General features: G+C 29.5%; 24 protein-coding genes and 1 pseudogene. 11 read left to right on the top strand and 14 right to left on the bottom strand.

Features of this window, described 5'->3' with window-relative positions; all coding sequences use genetic code 11:
- The first annotated feature begins 42 nt into the window (after window positions 1-42).
- From FBE93_RS08570 to FBE93_RS03725, 4 genes and pseudogenes are all read left to right on the top strand, one after another.
- A pseudogene (locus tag FBE93_RS08570) lies at window positions 43-630 on the top strand (hemerythrin family protein).
- 9 nt (window positions 631-639) lie between these two features.
- Window positions 640-1245, top strand: coding sequence for a bacteriohemerythrin (locus tag FBE93_RS03735; protein ID WP_010790742.1), 606 nt, complete (start codon window positions 640-642; stop codon window positions 1243-1245).
- 73 nt (window positions 1246-1318) lie between these two features.
- Entirely contained in the window at window positions 1319-2209 is an 891-nt protein-coding gene (gene cmoB / locus FBE93_RS03730; protein WP_072225874.1) for a tRNA 5-methoxyuridine(34)/uridine 5-oxyacetic acid(34) synthase CmoB, read from the top strand.
- Window positions 2210-2281: 72 nt separating this feature from the next.
- Window positions 2282-2860: a hypothetical protein gene (locus FBE93_RS03725; protein WP_002854139.1), complete on the top strand. Its 579-nt coding sequence runs from the start codon at window positions 2282-2284 to the stop codon at window positions 2858-2860.
- On the opposite strand, the gene FBE93_RS03720 is transcribed toward FBE93_RS03725, so the two are convergent.
- Both FBE93_RS03720 and FBE93_RS03715 read right to left on the bottom strand, forming a co-directional pair.
- Window positions 2861-3034: a hypothetical protein gene (locus FBE93_RS03720; RefSeq protein ID WP_002934333.1), complete on the bottom strand. Its 174-nt coding sequence runs from the start codon at window positions 3032-3034 to the stop codon at window positions 2861-2863. It abuts the gene before it with no gap.
- An 8-nt stretch (window positions 3035-3042) separates the two neighbouring features.
- Window positions 3043-3570 carry a thermonuclease family protein gene (locus tag FBE93_RS03715; RefSeq protein WP_002934335.1) on the bottom strand — a complete coding sequence of 176 codons (528 nt, stop codon included), beginning with the start codon at window positions 3568-3570 and terminating at the stop codon, window positions 3043-3045.
- Window positions 3571-3637: 67 nt separating this feature from the next.
- Between FBE93_RS03715 and FBE93_RS03710 the strand changes: the two genes are divergently transcribed.
- A complete protein-coding gene (locus FBE93_RS03710) occupies window positions 3638-4906 on the top strand; it encodes a M20/M25/M40 family metallo-hydrolase (protein WP_165434187.1) in 1269 nt (422 codons plus the stop codon).
- Here FBE93_RS03710 and FBE93_RS03705 read toward each other — a convergent pair.
- Both FBE93_RS03705 and FBE93_RS03700 read right to left on the bottom strand, forming a co-directional pair.
- Entirely contained in the window at window positions 4889-6136 is a 1248-nt protein-coding gene (locus tag FBE93_RS03705; protein ID WP_002855823.1) for an MFS transporter, read from the bottom strand. The genes FBE93_RS03710 and FBE93_RS03705 overlap by 18 nt on opposite strands.
- 41 nt (window positions 6137-6177) lie before the next feature.
- Window positions 6178-7017, bottom strand: coding sequence for a cysteine ABC transporter substrate-binding protein (locus FBE93_RS03700; RefSeq protein ID WP_002853956.1), 840 nt, complete (start codon window positions 7015-7017; stop codon window positions 6178-6180).
- Between the two features lie 219 nt (window positions 7018-7236).
- Between FBE93_RS03700 and jlpA the strand changes: the two genes are divergently transcribed.
- Window positions 7237-8355: a lipoprotein adhesin JlpA gene (gene jlpA, locus FBE93_RS03695; RefSeq protein WP_002934339.1), complete on the top strand. Its 1119-nt coding sequence runs from the start codon at window positions 7237-7239 to the stop codon at window positions 8353-8355.
- Between the two features lie 90 nt (window positions 8356-8445).
- Window positions 8446-9186 (top strand): YaaA family protein, encoded by a 741-nt coding sequence (locus FBE93_RS03690; RefSeq protein WP_165434186.1) that lies wholly within the window; start codon window positions 8446-8448, stop codon window positions 9184-9186.
- 3 nt (window positions 9187-9189) lie between these two features.
- On the opposite strand, the gene FBE93_RS03685 is transcribed toward FBE93_RS03690, so the two are convergent.
- Both FBE93_RS03685 and FBE93_RS03680 read right to left on the bottom strand, forming a co-directional pair.
- Window positions 9190-10341: a M20 aminoacylase family protein gene (locus FBE93_RS03685; protein ID WP_144674068.1), complete on the bottom strand. Its 1152-nt coding sequence runs from the start codon at window positions 10339-10341 to the stop codon at window positions 9190-9192.
- 1 nt (window position 10342) lies between these two features.
- The gene (locus FBE93_RS03680) at window positions 10343-11563 is read right to left on the bottom strand and encodes an MFS transporter (protein WP_165434185.1); all 1221 of its coding nucleotides are present in this window, start codon (window positions 11561-11563) and stop codon (window positions 10343-10345) included.
- Between the two features lie 233 nt (window positions 11564-11796).
- Between FBE93_RS03680 and FBE93_RS03670 the strand changes: the two genes are divergently transcribed.
- Window positions 11797-12003, top strand: coding sequence for a membrane protein (locus FBE93_RS03670; RefSeq protein WP_002853356.1), 207 nt, complete (start codon window positions 11797-11799; stop codon window positions 12001-12003).
- Between the two features lie 2 nt (window positions 12004-12005).
- On the opposite strand, the gene FBE93_RS03665 is transcribed toward FBE93_RS03670, so the two are convergent.
- Genes FBE93_RS03665 through hemB form a run of 6 tightly spaced genes read right to left on the bottom strand, consistent with a single transcriptional unit; the run spans window position 12006 to window position 17761 of the window.
- A complete protein-coding gene (locus tag FBE93_RS03665; protein ID WP_072225872.1) occupies window positions 12006-12767 on the bottom strand; it encodes a DUF5416 family protein in 762 nt (253 codons plus the stop codon).
- Complete coding sequence (locus FBE93_RS03660) at window positions 12764-14029, bottom strand: (Fe-S)-binding protein (RefSeq protein ID WP_086032363.1); 1266 nt, start codon at window positions 14027-14029, stop codon at window positions 12764-12766. The genes FBE93_RS03665 and FBE93_RS03660 overlap by 4 nt, the downstream gene beginning before the upstream one ends.
- A 1-nt stretch (window position 14030) precedes the next feature.
- Window positions 14031-15386, bottom strand: coding sequence for an oxygen-independent coproporphyrinogen III oxidase (gene hemN / locus FBE93_RS03655; protein ID WP_002934345.1), 1356 nt, complete (start codon window positions 15384-15386; stop codon window positions 14031-14033).
- A complete protein-coding gene (locus FBE93_RS03650; RefSeq protein ID WP_002853412.1) occupies window positions 15373-15864 on the bottom strand; it encodes a DUF2603 domain-containing protein in 492 nt (163 codons plus the stop codon). Before FBE93_RS03650 ends, hemN begins: the two co-directional genes overlap by 14 nt.
- Window positions 15861-16781, bottom strand: a complete 921-nt coding sequence (argF, locus tag FBE93_RS03645; protein ID WP_002934346.1) for an ornithine carbamoyltransferase — start codon at window positions 16779-16781, stop codon at window positions 15861-15863. Before argF ends, FBE93_RS03650 begins: the two co-directional genes overlap by 4 nt.
- The gene (gene hemB, locus FBE93_RS03640; protein WP_002934347.1) at window positions 16778-17761 is read right to left on the bottom strand and encodes a porphobilinogen synthase; all 984 of its coding nucleotides are present in this window, start codon (window positions 17759-17761) and stop codon (window positions 16778-16780) included. The genes argF and hemB overlap by 4 nt, the downstream gene beginning before the upstream one ends.
- A gap of 57 nt (window positions 17762-17818) precedes the next feature.
- Between hemB and ribA the strand changes: the two genes are divergently transcribed.
- Both ribA and rsmG read left to right on the top strand, forming a co-directional pair.
- Window positions 17819-18379: a GTP cyclohydrolase II gene (ribA, locus tag FBE93_RS03635; RefSeq protein ID WP_002855920.1), complete on the top strand. Its 561-nt coding sequence runs from the start codon at window positions 17819-17821 to the stop codon at window positions 18377-18379.
- The gene (rsmG, locus tag FBE93_RS03630; RefSeq protein ID WP_002855974.1) at window positions 18380-18946 is read left to right on the top strand and encodes a 16S rRNA (guanine(527)-N(7))-methyltransferase RsmG; all 567 of its coding nucleotides are present in this window, start codon (window positions 18380-18382) and stop codon (window positions 18944-18946) included. It begins immediately after the preceding gene.
- A 15-nt stretch (window positions 18947-18961) separates the two neighbouring features.
- Here rsmG and FBE93_RS03625 read toward each other — a convergent pair whose 3' ends face one another.
- Window positions 18962-19534: a hypothetical protein gene (locus tag FBE93_RS03625; RefSeq protein ID WP_002853850.1), complete on the bottom strand. Its 573-nt coding sequence runs from the start codon at window positions 19532-19534 to the stop codon at window positions 18962-18964.
- An 89-nt stretch (window positions 19535-19623) separates the two neighbouring features.
- The gene (locus FBE93_RS03620; RefSeq protein ID WP_165434184.1) at window positions 19624-20721 is read right to left on the bottom strand and encodes a YeiH family protein; all 1098 of its coding nucleotides are present in this window, start codon (window positions 20719-20721) and stop codon (window positions 19624-19626) included.
- Between the two features lie 113 nt (window positions 20722-20834).
- Between FBE93_RS03620 and FBE93_RS03615 the strand changes: the two genes are divergently transcribed.
- Window positions 20835-21716, top strand: a complete 882-nt coding sequence (locus tag FBE93_RS03615) for a LysR family transcriptional regulator (RefSeq protein ID WP_002932884.1) — start codon at window positions 20835-20837, stop codon at window positions 21714-21716.
- Window positions 21717-21749 lie beyond the last annotated feature (33 nt).

The following is a 21749-nucleotide window of genomic DNA, read 5'->3' as shown; positions in this document are numbered from 1 at the left end:
AGTTTTTCTTGCTAAGGGTGTAAGGGGTGGATAGGAGAAATTTTGGACAAACTAATCACTTGGAATGAAAAATACAGTATTCATGATACAATGATTGACATTCAACACCAAAAACTTTTTGAACTTGCAGGCAAGGTTGAAAGTGCTGTTTATAAATTTGTAAAACGAGAAGAACTCAAAGAAATTTTAACAGAACTTTTTAACTACATGAAAGAACATTTTAACAATGAAGAACAATACATGCAAGAAATTCATTATCCTTATTTAAATGAACACAAAATCATGTATAAAAATATCATTCGCGATATGTCTTATCTTATACAAAACATAAAAAACCACTAATGATTTTATACTATAATGTCAGAGTGGCTTTTAGAACATATATTACATCATGATGTTATGATAGGCAAATGGATTAAAGCTCACAATAAAAACACTAAAGAAGAAGAAACAAAACAAGAAGAATTAACAGAAGATTCTCAAGAAAAATTAGAATTTATATATTCTTGTCCTTGTAAAACCACTCATGCTTTATCATATAATGAACACTTGGATATTTTATATCATAATAAAAATTTAAAGTGCAAAAATTGCCAACAAACCTTATTTTATTTTAAAAATCCAATATAAAGGAATAAAATGCTACCAAAATGGGATAAAACCTTTAGTGTTCATAATGCCAAAATAGATGAACAGCACAAAAAGCTTTTTGAACTTGCGGGTAAGGTAGAATATTTGATTGATAAACCCGTTTATAAAGATGAGATTAAAAATTTACTTGCTGAATTTTTTAATTATATGAAAGATCATTTTTATGAAGAAGAGCGATACATGGAACTGATTAAATATCCAGATATTGAAACACATAAAAAAATTCATAAACATATTATCCAATCCATGATAGAACTGATTAAAAATATTAAATCCACTAATGATTTAAAAGAAAAACTTTATTTAGCTGTTAAAAAATGGCTTTTAGAACATATACTTTATGAAGATATGAAAGTTGAACAATATAGAAGATCTTCTTTAGCTTCTGAAGATGATAAAGAGGTAAGCTTTGAAGAAGAAGGCGATGAAGAACTTGAAAATGCTGTTTATCTTTATATTTGCAAGTGCTCAGGTGCTATCCATGATGTGCCTTTTGGAATTCATGAAAAAATCAAATTACAAGGTAAGAAATTCAAATGTAAAAAATGTAGAGAAGCTTTAGAATTTTACAAGGTTTATTCGGAAGGGTTTTGATTTTAAAAATAATCTTAGCTTATACTTGCTAATTCTAAAAGCTTTTAATGTTATAATTTAGCATTAAAAGCAAATGTCAAGGATAAAAATGCAAGAAAATTTACTCGAAAAACAATTTCTAAATCACCCTTTATATGCTAAAATACAAGAACTTAAAGCTCTCAATCTTGCTTGTAATTTTTCTTTAGATGATAGCGTGAATTTATCTACAAATTCTCAAGCCAAAGATGAAATCTTAGCTATAACAAAAGAACTTAAACCATGGAGAAAAGGTCCTTTTAAAATAGACGATCTTTTCATCGATACAGAATGGCAAAGTTTTATTAAATTCAACATTCTAAAGCCTTTCATGAACGAAATTTCTCAAAAATGCGTTGCTGATATAGGCTGTAATAATGGTTATTATATGTTTAAAATGCTTGAATTTAATCCTGCAAAACTCATAGGTTTTGATCCTTCTATCAAATACCGTTTGCAATTTGAACTCATCAATGCTTTAGCTAAAACTCCTATAAAATACGAACTTTTAGGCGTAGAAGATCTTCCAAGCTATAGCTTGAAATTTGATGTGATTTTCTGTCTTGGCGTGATTTATCACAGAAGTGATCCTGTAAAAATGCTAAAAGATTTAAAAGCAGGACTTAATAAAAATGGAGTTGTTTTTTTAGATACCATGCATATAGAAGATGAGAGAGAAATCGCTCTTGTGCCTAATAAAACTTATTCTAAAATTCCAAATATTTATTTTATACCAAGCATTAGTGCATTAAAAAACTGGTGCGAAAGAGCAGGATTTAAAGAATTTGAAGTTTTGGCTACAAAAAAAACCGATGAAAACGAACAAAGAAAAACAGAATGGATAGACTCTTTTTCGCTGGAAAATTTCTTAGATCCAAAGGATAAAAATCTTACCATTGAAGGCTATGAAGCACCCAAAAGAGTTTATATACGCATTAAAATATAAATTCTTTTTATTTTTTGCCGATATTGAAATTTAGATATTTTGAAGTAGATAAGTAGAATTTAAAGGTTAGATATGGCAAAAAAAGATAATTTTGAAGAATATGCACAACTTGAAGAATACGCATCTGCAGAAGATATATCTCGCGTTAGAGCAGAATTACTCACTTGTCCTGAATTAAACACCTCGCTTGCTGGAACCATTATAGAAATTGATAAAAACTATGCCAAATCAATTTTAATAACCACAAGCGAAATGGTAGCAGATGATCAAGGATTGATTTTTGATGCCTTTATTTTCGCTGCAGCAAACTATGTAGCACAAGCCTCTATCAATAAAGAATTTTCAGTGATTATTGGATCAAAATGTTTTTTTTATGCTCCGCTTAAATTAGGCGATGTTTTAGAACTTGAAGCTCATGCACTTTTTGACGAAACCTCCAAAAAAAGAGATGTAAAAGTGGTTGGGCATGTTAAAGAAATTAAAATGTTCGAAGGAACGATACAAGTTGTTAGCACCGATGAGCATATATTTAAACTCAAGCGTCCGCCACTTAATACTGTTAAACCTACCGAAAATCAAGAACAAGGTACCAAAATCAACAATCCAGAAGCCGTAGCAGCTGCATTAATGGCCTCTGTGGGTGGAAAATAATCAAGGAGTCATTTTAATATCCACCCAATTTTTTGGGCAATCCTTATGATAAGTTCCGCTTCCATCATAATACTCTTTACAATCATCATAAAAACGATTTGAAATCCCTCTTTCATTTACAAAACATCCAGAAATTCCTAAAGCTAATAGTATCACTAAAGTATATTTTTTCATGTTTTTCCTTAGAATTTATTGTGTTTTCTCCATTTATAAGGCTCTATAGGATTACCCTCTTTCCAAAGACCTAAATGATTTTTCTTAGCATTTTCTTGTTCTTTGATATAAGCGTTACTATAGTAAGTATCAGCCCAAGCATAGCCTTTGCTTACTAAAAATCGATTAACATCAACGTCATTAAGCTTTACAATAGCAACAATTCTACCATAAGTATCTTTATTTTTATAAATAATTTCAACTTGTTTGCCGCTTAAAATTCTACTTAAAGCTTCTTTTGATTGCTTTCCAAAACTTTGTTTAAGTTCTGGTGCATCTATACCAAAAAATCTTATTCTAGCGAGTTTGTTTTCATGATTAACTTCTATAGTATCTCCATCAATAATTCTAACTACTTTTCCTTCAAAACTAGAATTTTGGGCAATATAGTTTTGGATAAAAACAACTACAAGAGTGAAGATTAATACAGAAAAAAGTTTTTTTGGATCACTTAGTAATTTTCTCAGATTAAATATTTTTTTATAATTTATTCTCATTTTTTAATCATTTTGCCTTTAAATTTTAAAAAATATGCCATAATTTTATCAAAACAAAGGAGATAAAATGCAAAATGTTATAGAAAATTTTAAACAATTATGCAAAATTCCTCATTGCAGTTATGAAACAGAACAAATGAAAGAATTTTTAAGCTCTTATGCTAAAGATAAAGGCTTTAAAGTGAGTGTAGATAAAGCAGGAAATATTCATGCTATAAAAGGCAAACCAAAAATTTGCTTACAAAGCCATTATGATATGGTCTGTATGGGCGATGCACCAAACTTAGAAGTTTATGAAGAAAATGGCTTTTTAAGAGCCAAAAATTCAAGTCTTGGCGCAGATAATGGTATAGGTGTAGCCATCATGATGAGTGCTATGGCTGAATTTGAAAATTTAGAGTGTCTTTTTACAAACGATGAAGAAGTAGGACTCATGGGAGTGAATTCACTCGAGCACACTTTAGAATCTAAAATGCTTTTAAATTTAGATCATGAAAGCGATGATGAGATCATGATAGGCTGTGCAGGTGGAGTAGATATAGAAGCTAGTTTGTCTTTTAATACCCTTAGAAAAAAGGGTAAAATTTATGAACTTTGTGCACAAAATTTTAAAGGTGGACACTCAGGCATAAATATCATACGCAATGAAAAAAGTTCCATCAAAGAAATGGCTAAATTCATACAAGAAAATGAAGGAGAAATCATTTCTTTTGAAGGCGGAGAAAGAATCAATTCTATACCTAAACACGCCAAAGCTTTAGTGCATTTTAAAAATGAAGTAAAGAGTAATAACTGGATAAAATGCGAATTTAAAGAAGAAGGTGAATTTGAAATTTGCGATCAAAGTAAAAAACTTTTAAACCTTATAAATTCTTTTACTCATGGAGTTAGAGCTTATGATGAAAATCTAGGTATAGTTCAAACAAGCATTAACCTAGCTACTTTAAGAATGCAAGATAAACAAATCAAATTCGCACTTTTTGCAAGATCTAATGTGCTTGATGGACTTAAGCAAGTAGAATTTGAAACTTTAGAATTTTTCAAGGCTTTTGATTTTAAAGTAAGAAGTTTTAATTTCTATCCACCTTGGGAAGGCAAACCAAACGCACTTAGCGACATGGTTTTTAAAGCACTTAAAAAAGTATCGCCTAATGCCAAAGTTTCAGCTATCCATGCAGGACTTGAGTGTGGTATTATAGAGAAAAAACAAGAGCTTTTATGTGCTTCTATAGGCCCAAATATCCATAATCCTCATTCAACTGATGAGCATTGTGAAATCGCTTCAGTTGAAAAAATATCTAAGGTTGTTTTTGAAGTTTTAAAAGACAATGCTTAATTCTTTAATCTTGCTTCTTGCAAAAACGCGTTTTAACAAAAACACACAAAGCAAGGAGCAAAATCCCACTATAGCAAGATAAATACCTAAATACTCTTTATAAAAAGCATTAACTATAAAAGGGGTTAAAAAGCCTAAAATCGCATAAGAAATATTATAAGCAAAACTAAGCCCACTAAATTTAAGTTCACTTTTAAAAATTTGCGTCATAAAAACAGGCGCGAAAGTAATAATACCTTGTGCAAAACAAGCCAGTAAAAAATAAAATAAAAAATTCTCATCATAAAAACTAAAAAACATACCAAAGATAATAAAAGCTATACTAAAAATAGAGCAAATTTTATAGCTTCCCCATTTGCTTGCTAAAAAACCTTGAAATAAAGCTCCAAAAATCACCGCTAAGATAGCAAAATTTTGCACCCATAAAGCAGAAGTTTTACTCATAGCTAAAAGACTTTCAAAATACTTAGGTAAAATCATCAAAGTTGCCACACCGCTTGTTAAAACCATGGTCATTAAAAAACAAACAAGCATACTCATTTTATGAGTTTTTAAAGCTTCAAACAATGGAAAATTTAAAATTTTCTTTTCATTTTGAACTTTTATAAATTCTGGAGTTTCGCTGAGTTTATTTCTTAAAAACAAAGCTAAAATTCCAAAAAATCCTCCTATGATAAAAGGAATTCTCCAAGCATAGCTTTGAACTTCTTCTGGGGTAAAATAAGATCTTATGCCTAAAGTGGCAATATTTCCTAGCAATAAACCTATGGTTAAAGTCGCTGAAATAAAACCAAGAGCTAAAGGAATTTGACGCCCTTTGACAAATTCGCTCACATAAATCCAAGCTCCGCTCACCTCAGTTCCAACGGCTAAACCTTGCAAAATACGAATAGTAAATAAAATCAAAGTAGCAAATATACCTATACTTTCATAACTTGGTAAAAAAGCTAAAGCAAAACTAGGCAAAACCATCAAAAGCATAGAAATATAAAAAATATTCTTTCTTCCATATCTATCAGCAAAATGTGCCATCACAATAGAACCAAAAGGACGCGCTAAATAAGCAGCACCAAAGGCTATATAAGCATTTATCTGCATCCAAAAAGCATCATTTTGCGGAAAGAATACCTTAGCAAAAATATCCAAAAAAAAGGCAAAAAGCACAAAATCATAAAATTCTAAAATTCCACCCAAAGAAGCATAAATAATATTTTTGTATTTTTTTTGCATATTTTATCCTAAATCAATATAAAGGGCAAAAAAGCCCTTTGTTAAATTTTTCCACCTTCAATCACTACATCATCAGCCTTAACATCATCTCCAAAATGAGCTTTTAAAGTTTCATCATAAGCCTTGTGAAAAAACTGCTCTTGGCCTAGTTTAATGATCAAATTATCGATAAATTCTTTAAGTTCTTTATCGCCTTTTTTAACTGCTGGTGCAATAACATCTTTATTACCTAGCTCTTTAATACCCATTTTAAAATCAGGATGATCTTTCACCCAAGCAAAAAGCAAGGTATTATCATGACTTAAAGCATCGCCTCTTTTATCCATCAAAGCGGCAAAAGTTTCGGTATTTTGATCATATTTTAAAGTTTTAATATTAGGATAATTTTGCGTAAAGTAAGCATCCGCTGTTGTGCCTTTGTTTAAAAGTAAAGTTTTATCTTTTAAATCTTCTACGCTAGTTATATTACTATCCTTTGGTACAGCTACACCTAAAGCCACTTTCATATAAGGCAAGCAAAAATCAACCTGCTCGGCTCTTTGTGGAGTTTGAGTAAAATTAGCCAAAATAATATCTACTTTATTTGATTTTAAAAACTCAACCCTATTTGCAGCTTCAACAAGAACAAATTGCACCTTATTTTCATCGCCAAAAAGTTCTTTTGCTATGCGTTTAGCTAAAGCTATATCATAGCCTTGATTGTTTCCTTTTTCATCCACATAACCAAAAGGTGGTTTATCGCCAAATACCCCAATCCTAACAACTCCATTTTGCTTGATCTTATCAAGAGAATTTAAAGTTTTAGAGTCAGAATTTCCTCCACAAGCAGCCAATACTACTGCAACAAAGGCCGTTAAAACACTTAGAAGTATTTTTTTCATACATTTCCTTTCTTTAAAAATAAGCTTAAAGCTATTGCAAAAATATATAATAATTGCAAGGTTAATTATACTTAAAATTATAAATAATGCATTTGAAACAAACTAAAAAGATTTTCCTATGTGTAAAAATGTAATTAATCTCACACTCTCTTTTAGCATTGTTTAAATTTTAAGTAAAAAAAAGATATAATCTTTTTTTAAATTTTTAAGGAGAAAACTATGAAAAAAGGTATTTTTCTCTCTATTGGAATAGCTGTTTTGTTTTCAGCTTGCGGAAATTCCATAGATGAAAAAACAGTTAAAAAATATGAAAATCAACTAAATCAAACAGTTAAACAAGAAATTGCAAGCCTTTCTCAGGATTCTGGAATAAAGATTGAATTTTCTGATTTTAAATGCAATGCAGATGGTGATTTTATAGCGTGTTTAAGTCCAAATTTCAAAACTCTTGCAAAAGATAATAACGATGAGTATCAAGAACTATTTCAAGCAAAAAATATCAAAATTCGCTCAAATGAAATTTACAAAGGCAAAGCAAATACATCAATTAGCATTAAAGAATATTACAACGATCTTTTTAAAAACCAAAAAAGCATACAATCAAATTTGGTTTTTGAAGATTTTAAACTTGGAGAAAAAGTTGCTGGTGACATCAATGCAAGCTTATTTCAACAAGATCCAAAAATCAGCTCTTTTATCAATAAATTAAGCTCGGATTCTTATACTTTATCATTTGACAACTCTATCAACAAACAAGAAAACAATTATCTAGATAATCTTGATATAAAATTTTATAACGCAAAATTAAATTTCAATACAAATCTAAATATAAATCTAAAAGAAGATTTGCTTAATTACCTTGATTCTAAGGGTATAAAATTTAACACTCAAACTTTAGCTATGGATGAACAAGCTATCAATGAACTTCTTAATATAGCAAACTACGAACAAGCTTCAGATTTTAGCAATACAATCCAAAAATACATCATCTTAAATAATTTTAAAATTGATTCAACTCTTAAAACCGAAGGCGTATTTAGTAGCTATATAGCAACTGCTAAGGAAAATTTACAAACCTTAAAAGCTCAAAGTCAAAATGAAGAACAAGCATTAATCTTTGATAAAGCTTTAGCTATTTTAAACAATATCACTCAAAATGATGATTATAAACTCAATCTTGATTTAAAATTTAAAAACATCCCTGTTAGTGACTATAGCACACAGGGAATCGACAGCATCGAAAAACTAAGCATCAACAATCAAGACGCCACAGAAGCGTTAAAAATTATACTTCCATTTATCATGTTTTCTATGTTAATGGGCGGAGCGTCGTTTTAAATTTTAAAATGATAAAAACTTCAAAAACATTAAAAGCAAGATTAAATTCTTTGCTCTTAATGTTTCATAACATTAACAAAAAAGGCTAAAATGAAAATTTTATTCTCCCCTAGTGAAAGCAAAAATGAAAATTGCGTAAAAAATCCTATCAATGAAAACTCATTTATATTTAAAGAATTATTTCCTTATAGAATGGAAGCTTTAAAGCATTATGAAGAATTTATCAAAAACGCAAGTTTACAGAATTTACAAGAACTTTTTGGCATTAAAAATGAAAATGAAATTGATAAATTTAAACACGACTTAAAACAAGCTCCCACTCAAGAAGCTATATTGCTTTATACTGGGGTAAGTTATGAATATCTTAATTTTAAAGCTTTAGATAAAAAAAGTCAAGCTTATATTTTAGAAAATACTCTTATATTTTCTAATCTTTTTGGCGTTGTAAGAGCTAATGATACCCTGCCCTTTTATAAATTCAAGCAAGGGGCTAAAATAGGAAATTTTGCCATAGAGAAATTTTATAAAGAACATTTTAGTAAAGCCTTAGATGAATACTTGGAAAATGAAGAAATACTTGACCTTAGAGCAGGATTTTATGATAAATTCTATACCCCAAAAAAGAAATTTTATACCTATAAATTTGTAAAAAATGGTAAAGTCATCAGTCATTTTGCTAAAGTTTATAGGGGAATTTTACTCTCCATAAGTGCAAAAAACCAAGTAAAAAACAATAAAGAGCTTTTAGCAAACCTTCCTTCAAACCTAAAACTCAAAGAAATTCAAATCAAAGGTTTAAAGGAAGAAATTGTGCTTGAAATTCTAGATTAGTTTTTATTTTAAGTATTTTAAAGCTAGCTTCGCATAATAACTTGCAGCCCTAGCTAAAAGCTTATCATTAAAAACATAACTAGAATTATGTAAATAAATGTCGTTTTCATTTTCTAAAAAAGCATAGGCACATTTTTTCATTTCGCAAAAAAATCCAAAATCCTCACTTGCCATTAAAGGACGATGATTAAATTCACAATTTTTTTCGCCAAATAATTCTTTTGCAACCTCACTAGCAAAATCCACAGCTTCATCGTTATTCATAGTCACTGGTGCAACAACATTTTTATTGATTTTAATCTCTATATCATTAGCCTGTGCAAGACCTTTACAAATTTTATAAATTTTTTCTTCAGTTAGCTTTCTAGTTTCATTATCTAATGCTCTAACACTCATTTTAATCGTTGCAATATCTGGAATGATATTAAAAGCATGTCCTGCATTAAAAGCTCCTATGCTTACAACTGCTGAATTTTGGGGATCAACATTGCGAGATACTATGCTTTGTAAAGCCACAACAAGCAAAGAAGCAGCATAAATAGGATCTTTTGCCTTTTCTGGAGCACTTCCATGACCACCTCTTCCAATAACTTCAATGCTATAACTATCCGAAGAAGCCATCATCGCACCTTTTTTAAGATAAAATTTCTTATCGCTACCAAAAGGCATATTGTGCCATCCAAAAACATAATCACTATCAAATTTTTCAAACAATCCATCTTCTATCATTGCCTTAGCACCACCCAAACCCTCTTCAGCAGGTTGAAAATAAAGATTTAGCGTGCCATTAAAATTCTGACTTGCTAAATACTTTGCAGCAAGCAATAAAGAAGTAGTATGTCCATCATGACCACAAGCATGCATTACATTTTCTTTTTTGCTTTTATAAGGCAAATTTGTGCATTCTTGTAAAGGCAAAGCATCCATATCTGCACGAAGTCCTATTTTTTTATCGCTATTTCCCTTTTTTAAAACCCCCACAACACCTGTTTTTCCTATTTCTTCATAAACCTCATAACCAAATTCTTTTAATTTTTGTACCACTAATTTTGCAGTACATAATTCATCAAAACCAAGCTCAGGATTTTCATGAATTTGATGACGAATTTTTTCAAATTCGCCTTGTAAGTCTAGTATTTCTGGAATTAAATTCATTCTATTTTTCTCCTTGTATAAAATTTTCTCTTCTAGGTAAAACAAATTGTGCTAAGATCGCTGAAATAAAAATCAAAGCAAAAATATAAACAAAACCCAAAGTAAAACTATGGGTTTTATCAACACTCCAAGATACTACCCATAGGTTAAATGATAGTATAACAAATGTAATACTCCAAAAAGCACTCATAATATAAGCAGTTTGATTTGGGTTGGAATTTTTTAATTCTGAAGGTAGATTAAAGAAAAATGGAAACCACATAGAATAAAAAATGCCCGATAACACAGCAAAAATCTGTATCAATACTAAATTTTGTAAAAACAACATACAAAATCCGCATATAAAAATACACGCTCCTCCAGACAATAGCATTATTTTAAAAGAAATATTTTTTCTTTTAAAAAATAATCCAAGATAAGGACCAAAAATAATAGCAAAATTAGCCAAGGCTGGAATTTCTTTTTTAGCAAAATCAGCTAATTCTTTACTAAAACCTGCATATTGTGCATAAAAAGTTGGTAAAAAAGTAAAAAGAGAATTTAAAAATAAAATAGGTCCTATGTAAAAAATAATCATACCCCAAGTAACACGAGATTTTAAAGCACAAATAAGATCTTTTGCATTATTCTTTTTTTCTTCTTTTTTATTCTCATCTTTACCTATAAAAAGCCACAAAATCAATAAAATCAAATTAATCCAAGCATAAAATGATAAAGAATCTCTCCAATTTCCAAAATAATTTGAGATGCTTTCAGCTAAAACAAGTCCTAGGGTAATGCCTGCTAAATTTGAAGTTATGTTAAAACTAATTACAAAATGTAAAGCTTTTTTTTCAAACCATTGCTGTGCAATAGGCACTAAGCAAACTAAAGCACAAGCTGAACCAAGCCCTGTTAAAAATCTTATAATCAAAATACCACTATAACTATCTACAAAACTTAAAAATATACCCGAACTCATTAAAATACAGCCTAAAAAATATCCCTTTTTTAATCCAAATTTATAAACCAAAAAAGCAGTAAATGAAGCACCAAAAATTTTCGCAACTACTATCATGCTAGTGATTAAAGTAGCTTGCTGAGTATTTAGGGCAAGATCATTTGAAATCAAAGGCATTAAAGACCCTGTTGCTGCCCAAGAGATACTAAAAACAGCATAAACACTAAAAATGATAAACTCAACTCCAATGCGTCTAAAATGAAATAAAAGTGATTTTTCCATATTAAAATCCTTTTTAGATATTTATTAAAATATAACATAAAAAAATAAGATATTTATTATTTTTAATTATTTTTTTAATTTAATTATTTTTTTATATATTTTTTTGTTGCTTTTTGAAAATTTATATATAAGTTTAAAGATAAAAAAACTAAAATACAAAATAAAAAACCCGTAAAAGTTTTTTGAAGTATTTAAATGATATATTTCAAAATCTAGTTTTAAAAAGGAAAAATATGGAATTTTTAGCATTTATTTTTTTGATTATTATATTTTTATTTGTAGTCTTTATCATCGTTACTCGCTATGAAAAAAAGATAAAATTACTCAACCAAAACATACAAAACATGAAAGAAGATATAGCCGATCTTAAAGAAACAACTCAAAAAAATCGCTCTTTAATTGAAAAAAATCGCTCTAATATAGAAAATATAATAAAATAAAACTAAGAAAGATTTGCGATAAGCTTATAGCGTTTTTTCTGATTTATCATTAAAGTAAAAATTTTTTCACTTGAATTTTCACTTTTATTTTTATAAATCATACTTTTTAAAAACGGAAAAAGCATCGTACTAGAAGTTTTACCTTGTAAAATAATATGCATAGAGCCTTTTAAAATTCCGTACTTATAACTCATACCGCTTGGAAATATATCAAGATTAAAGCTTAAACTATCTTCATTACTATCATAATTTAAAATTTCAATTTTAACAAAGCTAATTTCTTGATCTTCTTGAGATAAATTTTTAAAAATTTCAAGTTTTTCGTGTTTTTTGATAGTAACAACTTCTTGCTTACTTTCTTTAAAATCAGAAAGAAAATTTTCATTTTTAAAAATTCTTGAAAAAAATTTTAAATTTTTAAATTGTATACTTGTTTGTTTTGTGTTTTCATGTATTATTTTTTCGGATTTTAAGATGTTGTGTTCTATATCATCTTCTTGGTTTTGATTATCTTTGTTTGATTTCATGTCAAAATCTTCAACGATAATCATATCTTCACTATTACAAATATTAAAATGTTTTACAATTTCTTCAAAAGTAAAACTGTCATCACTAAATTCCAAAAGATCTACATTTGAAGTGATAAAATCAACACCATCTCGTTCTTCAATCTTATCTTTAATCACAAAAGCATCAACACAAAAGCACGATCTTTGAATTTCGTATTCAGAACTTTTGCCTTTAAATACTATCTTCATCATCACAAAGCTTTTGCTATAAGTTCTAAAGGACTAGCAAAAACAACCTTGCTTGAATTTTGTTCTAATGCATTTGAAATTTGCATTCTGCAAGCTGAACACTCGGCGCTTACCACACTAGCCTTACTTTCATCGATCATTTGTGCTTTTTTAAGCCCTACACTTAAAGCTCTATCATAATAATCCGTTTGCATACTCACTCCACCAAAACCGCAACAAGCATTAGAATTACTCATTTCTACAAAATGATAATTTGTTTTTAAAAGTTCTCTTGGCTCTTTAAAAACCCCTTGCATTTTTCTTGCATGGCAAGGATCGTGATAAGTAATGCTATAATTAAATTTATTTTTTGTTTTTAAAATTTCTTCCAAAGAAGTAAATTTATAAAAATACTCGCTAGCCATATATATCTTAGATGACACACATTTTGCGCGTTTTGCCCAGTCTAAATCATTTTGCATTATAAAAAAATGTTCATAATCTATCTTTAACATAGCCGAACAAGTGGCCTCAGGAACTATAATAGCATCTAATTTTTCTAATTTTTTTTCAAAATACTCAATATTTTTTTTAGCCAAAACTTCAACACTTTTAAAATCACCCGTAAAAAATTGCGGCGCTCCACAACACACTTGTTCTTTCATCAAATCCACATTGATTTTTAATTCCTTAGCGATTTTAAGCACTGCATTAGCCGTATCTATGTAAAAATAATTCGCCAAACAACCTACAAAAAAACCTATTGTTTTTTCTCCATCATTATTGATAAATTTTGGATTAGAATTTAAGAAACTTTTTTTATTAAAACTTGTAAGCAATCTTCCCTTTTTAACAAAAGGCATGGAAAATCTTGCCTTCATACCTGTATTTTCATTCTCATTTTGAATTTTAAACGCACAACTTTGAAACACATAGCCAAGCTTAGCTACCAAATCTAAAATTTTGCGTCTTCTTAAAAAGAAAAAAATAAGTTTTTTATACCAAGCTATACCAAATTTTTTAGCTATATCATAACGAACTTCTTCTATGGCATTATCTACTCTTAATTTACTTGGACATACTTCAACACAATTGGTGCATAAAAAACAAGATTCAAAAACTTTCTTAGCTTCTTTATCAAGTTCTAGACTTCCCTCTTTATAAGCAGCTAAAAGATCTAAAAATCCTCTTGGACTAGTAATTTCATCGCGATTTTCTTCATGTATAGTACAAACAGGTATACATTTGCCACATTTAACACAAGCATCACTTATTTGACTAAATTTCATCTTACACCGTTTTTGAGAATACTTTTTTATCTTCACTAATGTTTTTCATATAAGCATCAAAACACATGGCAATATTTCTTATAAGCAAAACGCCTGTTTCATTGACTTTGATAAAATTTTCATCAAAATTAATAAAATCTTTGTATTCTTCTAAAGCTTTTAAATCCTCTTTAAAATACTCCTGAAAATCAATGCAAAATTCTTTTTCTATTGACTTGATATCAAGCTTAAAATTTGCCATTAACTCCATAATCACTGCTTTTCTAAGTTCATCATCATCGCTTAAAGCTACGCCTCTTTCAAAAGGCAAAACTCCTCTATCTAATGCAGCTTCATAACTTGACATATCTTTAAAATTTTGTGCATAATGTCTTTGTCCTTCACCTATACTTGTAAGCCCGACACCGACTAAATCAGCACCGCCTTTAGTAGTATAACCTTGGAAATTTCTATGCAAAGTTCCATTTTCTAAAGCTTTAAAAAGCTCATCATTTTCTTTTGCAAAATGATCCATTCCTATCATTTTATAGTCATTTTTGCTTAAAAATTTCTCACAAAATTCTAAAATTTCAAGCTTAACATCAGGACTTGGCAGGGTATTTTCATCAAATTTTCTCATATTTTTCTTAAGCCAAGGCACATGAGCGTAATTAAAAATCGCCAAACGATCAGGGTTTAAAAGCATAACTTTTTCTAAAGTTTGTGTAAAGCTTTGCAAATTTTGATAAGGCAAACCATAAATTAAGTCCATATTTACAGACTTTATCCCTTTGCTTCTTACAAGATTTAAAGCATTTTGTGTTAATTCAAAAGGCTGGATGCGATGAATTTCTTTTTGAACTTTTTCATCAAAATCCTGCACTCCAAAGCTGATACGATTAAAGCCATTTTGCGTTAAAACTGTGGCTTGTTCGTCATTTAAAAAACGCGGATCGATCTCACAGCTAATCTCTGCATCTTTAGAAAAATTTCTAAAAATAGATCTGATTTTTAAAATCAAATTTTGAAGTTGTTTAGCACTAAAAAAAGTTGGAGTTCCGCCCCCAAAGTGCATTTGCACCACTTCACGCTTGGTATCCAAAATGGTACTTAAAATATCAAGCTCTTTAAAAATATAAGTTAAATACCTTTCTTTACTCTCTTCTTTGGCTGTATAAATAACATTGCAACCACAAAAATAACAGGCACTCCTACAAAAAGGTAAATGAAAATAAAGCGATAAAGATCTATCTTGCTTTTTTAAAATTTCTATATATTCTTCGTATTTGAAATTTGCATTAAACTCTACTGCTGTAGGATAAGAAGTGTAGCGTGGTCCTGCTTTAGAGTATTTTACAAAAGCTTTATAATCTCTCATTTTGATTTACCCTTTCTATCATCGCTTGCATATCTACAAATAAATTTGGATGTTCTTGTTTGATTTTAGAAATTAATTTTTCAAGATCAATACTAACTTCCATGGTGCCATTTTGTGCCTTTTGCTTGATCTCATCCATAGCAACCGTCCAAACATCGTTAAAATCTACAGGAATTTGTTGATAAATCGCCTTTTCTAAACGCAATTCAAAATTCTCTTTTTGACTTTGTTTTAAACTTTCAAGTATATTCTTAAGACTTTGTAAAGAAAGCAAAGTGTGAATTTCATCGTTTTCATCGATCACAAACCAAGGCTCAGGAGAATCAAAACTTCCATTTTCAAGAACTAAACATTTTTCGTTTTCATTCTCGCTTTGCTTCATTTTAAAAATCGTTCTATCTTTTTTCTTTATTCCTAGATTTTGACTAAATTCATCAATGCGTTTTAAGCAAGTGCTATACTTTTCTAGCTCTTTCATTCTCTTCCTCTCTGATTATCCAAAAAGCAAAGCAAGGCTTTTACCACATAAAGGCGATTTCTTGCTTCTTCAAAAATTACATCTGCATGTTTTTCAAAAATTTCTTCACTCACTTCATAACCCCTATAAGCAGGCAAACAATGAAGCAATATCGCGTCTTTATTGGCAACACTCATAGCCTTTTCATCAATCATAAATCCTTCAAATTCTTTAATCTTGCGTTCTTTTTCATTCTCTTCACCCATAGAAACCCAAGTATCGGTAATGACTACATCTTTATCCTTTAAGGCTTCAAATTTATCATGACTTAAGGAAATTTTAGCTCCTGAAATCAAAGCCTGTTTCATAACAAATTCCCAAATTTCAGGGATAATTTTATAGTTTTTTGGTATAGCTATACTAAATTCAAAGCCCAAAATCGCAGCCGTAATAAGCCAAGAATTGCACATATTGTTACTATCTCCGATAAAAGCAACTTTTGCTATACCATTTTGCATTTTATTCCATTCTTTAATAGTAAGCAAATCTCCTAAAACCTGAGTAGGGTGATAAAGTTCGCTTAAAGCATTGATCACAGGGGCTTTAGAATATCTTGCAAATTCGAGTAAAGTTTCATGTTTATTGACTCTCATCATCACAAAATCAACCATCGCCCCTATCACCCTAGCTGTATCCTTTACAGGCTCGCCACGACTAAGTTGTAAATCATTGCTGCTTAAAAATAAAGCCTTTCCGCCAAGCTCTGTTATGGCTAATTCAAAGGCCATTCTTGTTCTTGTAGAATTTTTCTCAAAAATCATCGCTAAAGTTTTATCTTGTAAAAGTTTTTTAGGCTCTTTTTTAAGCTCGCTAGCATGATTTACAAGGCTTAAAATTTCCTCCTTAGAAAAATCTCTTAAAGTTAAAAAATGTTTCATTTTTCTCCTTTTAACATTTTAGCTAATTCTTTGGCATGATAAGTGATGATAAGCTTTGCTCCTGCTCTTTTAAAAGCTATCATAGTTTCATACAAAACTTTTTCATAATCAATCACTCCTGCATTTTTAGCTGCCTTTAACATAGCATACTCTCCGCTTACATTATAAACACACAAAGGCAAGTTAGAATGAAAGGATATTTCTTTAACCACATCAAGATAAGCAAGAGCGGGTTTTACCATCAAAATATCGGCTCCTTGTGCTTCATCTTCTAAGCTTTCTTCTAAAGCTTCTCTACCATTAGCAAAATCCATTTGATAGCTTTTTCTATCTCCATAACTTGGAGCTGATTCTGCCACATCTCGAAATGGCCCATAATAACTTGAAGCAAATTTAGTAGAATACGCCATTATAGGCAAATTTTCAAAACCTTCTTTATCCAAAGCTTCACGCAAAGTAGTGATAATACCATCCATCATTCCACTAGGTGCTATCATATCTACCCCTGCTCTTGCGTGAACTAAGGCTTGTTTGGCTGAAATTTCTAAAGTGGCATCATTATCTACACTTTTTGTTTTTGGATCGATAATCCCACAATGCCCGTGATCTGTGTATTCACAAAAACAAAGATCGCTGATTATAAAAAGATCTGGAAAATTTTTCTTAATCTCTCTTATACTTCTTGCAACAAGCCCTTCATCATCTAAAGCATCGCTTCCACAGCTATCTTTTTTCTCATTTTCCAAAACGCCAAAAAGTATAATGGCTTTAATGCCTAAATTGACTACATTTTGACACTCTTTTAAAATTTCATCTAAACTCATTTGAAACACATCAGGCATAGAAGAAATTTCTTTTTTTATCCCCGTTCCATTAACCACAAAAAGCGGATAAATCAAATCATTTACACTTAAAGAATTTTCTCTTACCATGGCTCTTAAGTTTTCATTAAGCCTTAATCTTCTAAATCTTTTAAACATTTTTTTGTCCTTTTTTTGCTAAAATCTTAACATAAATTTGATTATAGAGAGTAGTAAATGAAAATAAAAATTTCAGAAATTGCGAATTTACCTAGCAAATGGGGAAATTTCCAAATACAAAGTTTCAAAGAAAATGATAAAGAACATTTATGTATATTTAAAAATACTCCAAAAGACACACTCAATCTAAGAATTCATTCAGAGTGCTTAACAGGAGATGCTTTAGGGAGTTTAAAATGTGATTGTGGGGAACAGCTTGAATTTTCGCTAAAATATATAGAAAAGAATGGCGGAATGGTGATTTATCTTAGGCAAGAAGGAAGGGGTATAGGGCTTTTTAACAAGGTTAATGCTTATGCTTTACAAGATAAAGGTTTTGATACGATTAAAGCAAATCATCAGCTTGGCTTTAAAGCCGATGAGAGAACTTATGAAATTGTAGAATTTATACTCAAACACTATGAAATTTCTAAGGTTAATTTACTCACAAATAACCCTGAAAAGCTAGATTCCATCAAAGAAAAAATCATCACACGCATACCGATTTTAATAGAACCTAATCGTTTTAATGTAGAGTATTTAAACATAAAACAAACTCAAATGGGACATCTTAAATAAATGATTTTTAAAGATTATGATTTTTTGCAAAACTACGATTTAAAAAACTTTGAAGAAAAGGTAAAAATTTATAAAGAATTATTATCTAAATTTAACCGCATTCACAATCTTACTCATTTAAAAAATATAGATGAAAATATCTTTGATAGTATTAAAATTTTAGATTTTTATGATTTTTCTAAAGCAAAAAATATTGCCGATATAGGAAGTGGCGCAGGATTTCCAGCTGTATTTTTAGCTTTTTTACTGCAAAGCAATTTTCATCTTTTCGAACCCAATCCCAAAAAAGCTGCCTTTTTGCGGACATTAAAAATAGAATGTGAACTTCCAAATTTGCATATTTACAAAGAAAAAGTTCAAGAATACAAGAATACCTTTAAAGCTGATATCATCACTTCAAGAGCCTTAATGGATGTCAAGCCTTTGCTTGAAATTTGCAAAAATCTAAAAGATGAAAATACAGTTTTTATTTTATGGAAAGGTAGCGAAATTTATCAAGAACTTGAAAATATAAAAGATTATGAAATTTTTGAAAATAATTTAAGAAGATATTGTATTTTAAAGTAGCCCTAAGGCTACTTTTTATTCTGCTAAATCAGCATTAAAACTGATATCCACTAAAGGCCAAGAAATTCCACCATGTCCTGCAGCAACATCGCTTAATGCTTTTAATGCTTTAGAACCATTTTTAAAAGTATGCAAATCAAGTTGTCCTTTAGCTTCAAATTTATTATCTTTGATGGTATAAGTTAAAGGTACAATAGTACTTTTTTTATCCATAGTAATTTTTGCTGAAATAACGCCTTTATTTTCACCCGCAATCACATCTTGAAAAACAACTTTAATATCCGTATCTCCCAATAAAGCAGGGAAAAATACTTTTGTGATATTATTGGTTATAATATCATTGCCTTCACCCATAAAAGCATTGCTTGGCTTTATGGTAGCTTTAGCACCTTTAAGATAACTTGCCAAATCCTTTGTATTTTTAGAAAATTTATATTCTACATTTTTAAATTCACCTTTTGTTCCTATCATATCTTTAGTTTTATATCCTTCAAAAGAAACCTTTAAACTATCTTCTTTAAAAGATACAGCACTTAAAGCCGAAGCTAACAAGCAAGAACTTAAAACACTTACAAGAATTTTTTTCATCTTTATTCCTTTTTAATAAATTTAATTAATGAATTAAATTATATTCTTAGTTGATTAATAAAATAAAATTTTCTAAAAAATAATTTTTATTACCAAAGTATACCTTTAAAAACTAAGGTTAAAAAATATCCTCCAAAAATCAAAACAAGCCCTAAAACAAAAGCCAAGCCAAATACCCTAGAGCCACTTTTTAAAAATTTTTTAAAGTCAATTTGCAAGCCTAAAGCTGCCATAGCAAAAACGATACATAAAGTACAAAGTGTTTTACCTAAAGAGATAATATCACTCGTAGCAATACCTAAAATACTTTCTTTACTTGCTAGATATGTATTTAAAACTATCATACCTAAAAATGCGAATGCAAAATAAGGTATAGTGATACTTTTTGCAGTTTTTCCACTGCTTGAATGCTGATTTTTAGCGAAAAAATAAGTCACTATAAGCAAAAAAGGCACAAGTAAAATCACTCTCATCATTTTTATAATCACTGCAACATTAGAAGCACCTTGCTCAAATCCTGCCATATCCTTTGCCATTTCAGCAGCACCTGCAACATTTGCCACCTCATGCAAAGTAGCTCCCATAAAAACACCCATAGCATTTTGATCAAAAAAAGGAAAAAGATTTAAAGAAAAAGCTATGGGATATAAGAACATAAACACAAGTCCAAAAATCACCACCGTACCTACAGCTAAAATTCCCTTAAAAGGATCACTTTTCAAACTTGACTCTAGTGCTAAAACCGCTGCCGCACCGCAAATCGCACTTCCGGCTCCAACAAGCATAGAAGTTTCTTTATCGAGTTTAAAAATTTTCATTCCTATAAATAAAGCAATCATAAAAACAAAAAATATCACTATAGCAGAAAGCAAAAATCCTTTCAATCCTACGCTTAAAAGCTCAGTTAAAGTGATATTAAAACCATATAAAACAATGCCAAGTCTTAAAAGCTTTTTCGCACTAAAATGCACTCCAGCTTGAAAATGATGTTGGTATTTAAAAAACCAAGGAGAAAGCAATACTCCTATGATGATAGCAAAGGCAGTCGCTGCTAAATGGGTAGTATCTTTGATACTTTGAACACTAGAAAGATACATAGCAAAAATCACTATACAAGCAGTAAAAAGCAAACCCTTAAAATTTGATCGCACTATAGCCACGCTATGTGCTAAAAAACTTGCTTTCATTTATTTTCCTTTTTTGTAAATTTTGTGTTATTATATTTTTTTTATTAAAATTATAAAAATATATTATTTTAATTTTTATAATAAATTTTTTTTATTAAATAAAGGAATCACTCATGAAAATCAAAGATATGGAAATATTTTTAGATCTTTTAAACACTCAAAGTCCAACTCATACAGCCAACAATTTTTCCATAACTCAACCTAATGTTTCAATAGTAATTAAAAATTTAGAAAATAAATTTGATGGTATTTTATTTGAAAGACTTGGAAAAAAACTCTTACCTACACCAAAAGCTTTAGAACTAGGAAAAAATTGGTTAAAAATTATACAAGCCTACTACCAAAGCTTAGAAAAATTAAACGACGAAAGTATGCTCTTAGGGGAAATAAAAATAGCCTCAACTCAAAGCATTTCTGAACATTTTTTAGCTCCTATTTTATTTGATTTTAAAGCAGAATTTAAAAACATAGAAATTCACTCTCAAACGCAGAATTCAAAAGAATGTTTAAATTTGCTAAAAAACGGAAATATAGAATTTGCAATCATTGAAGCAGAACTTGATCCGGCTTTAGTGGAGTATGAAAATTTAGAAATAAATTTTTGGCAAGATGATGAACTTATAGTAGCTACAAGTGATAAAAAACTCAATGAAAAAGAATTTTATATCGATGAACTTTTAGAACAAAAGTGGATTTTAAGAGAAGTAGGCTCAGGCTTAAGGGATAAATTTTTAAACGAAATTGGTGCAAGCTCAAAAAAACTTAATATTTTTCTTGAGCTTGATAGAATGGCCGCGATTAAAGAACTTGTTTTACAAAAAAAAGCAATCTCTATTTTTTCCAAAAAAAGCATAGAAAAAGAATTAAAAAATTCAACACTTTATGAAATTAAATTAAAAAATATCAACCTAAAGCGTAAATTTTACACCTTAAAAAGAAAAAATTATAATTTTAACAGAGCTTTAGAAAAATTTGAAAAAATATTCAAATCATAAGCATAATAACCGATTTATATAGAAAGTTAAGCA

This window comes from Campylobacter sp. CFSAN093229 (assembly GCF_011068225.1).
In the GTDB taxonomy this organism is placed as follows: domain Bacteria; phylum Campylobacterota; class Campylobacteria; order Campylobacterales; family Campylobacteraceae; genus Campylobacter_D; species Campylobacter_D jejuni.
This window is presented reverse-complemented; position numbering and strand designations above follow the sequence as displayed.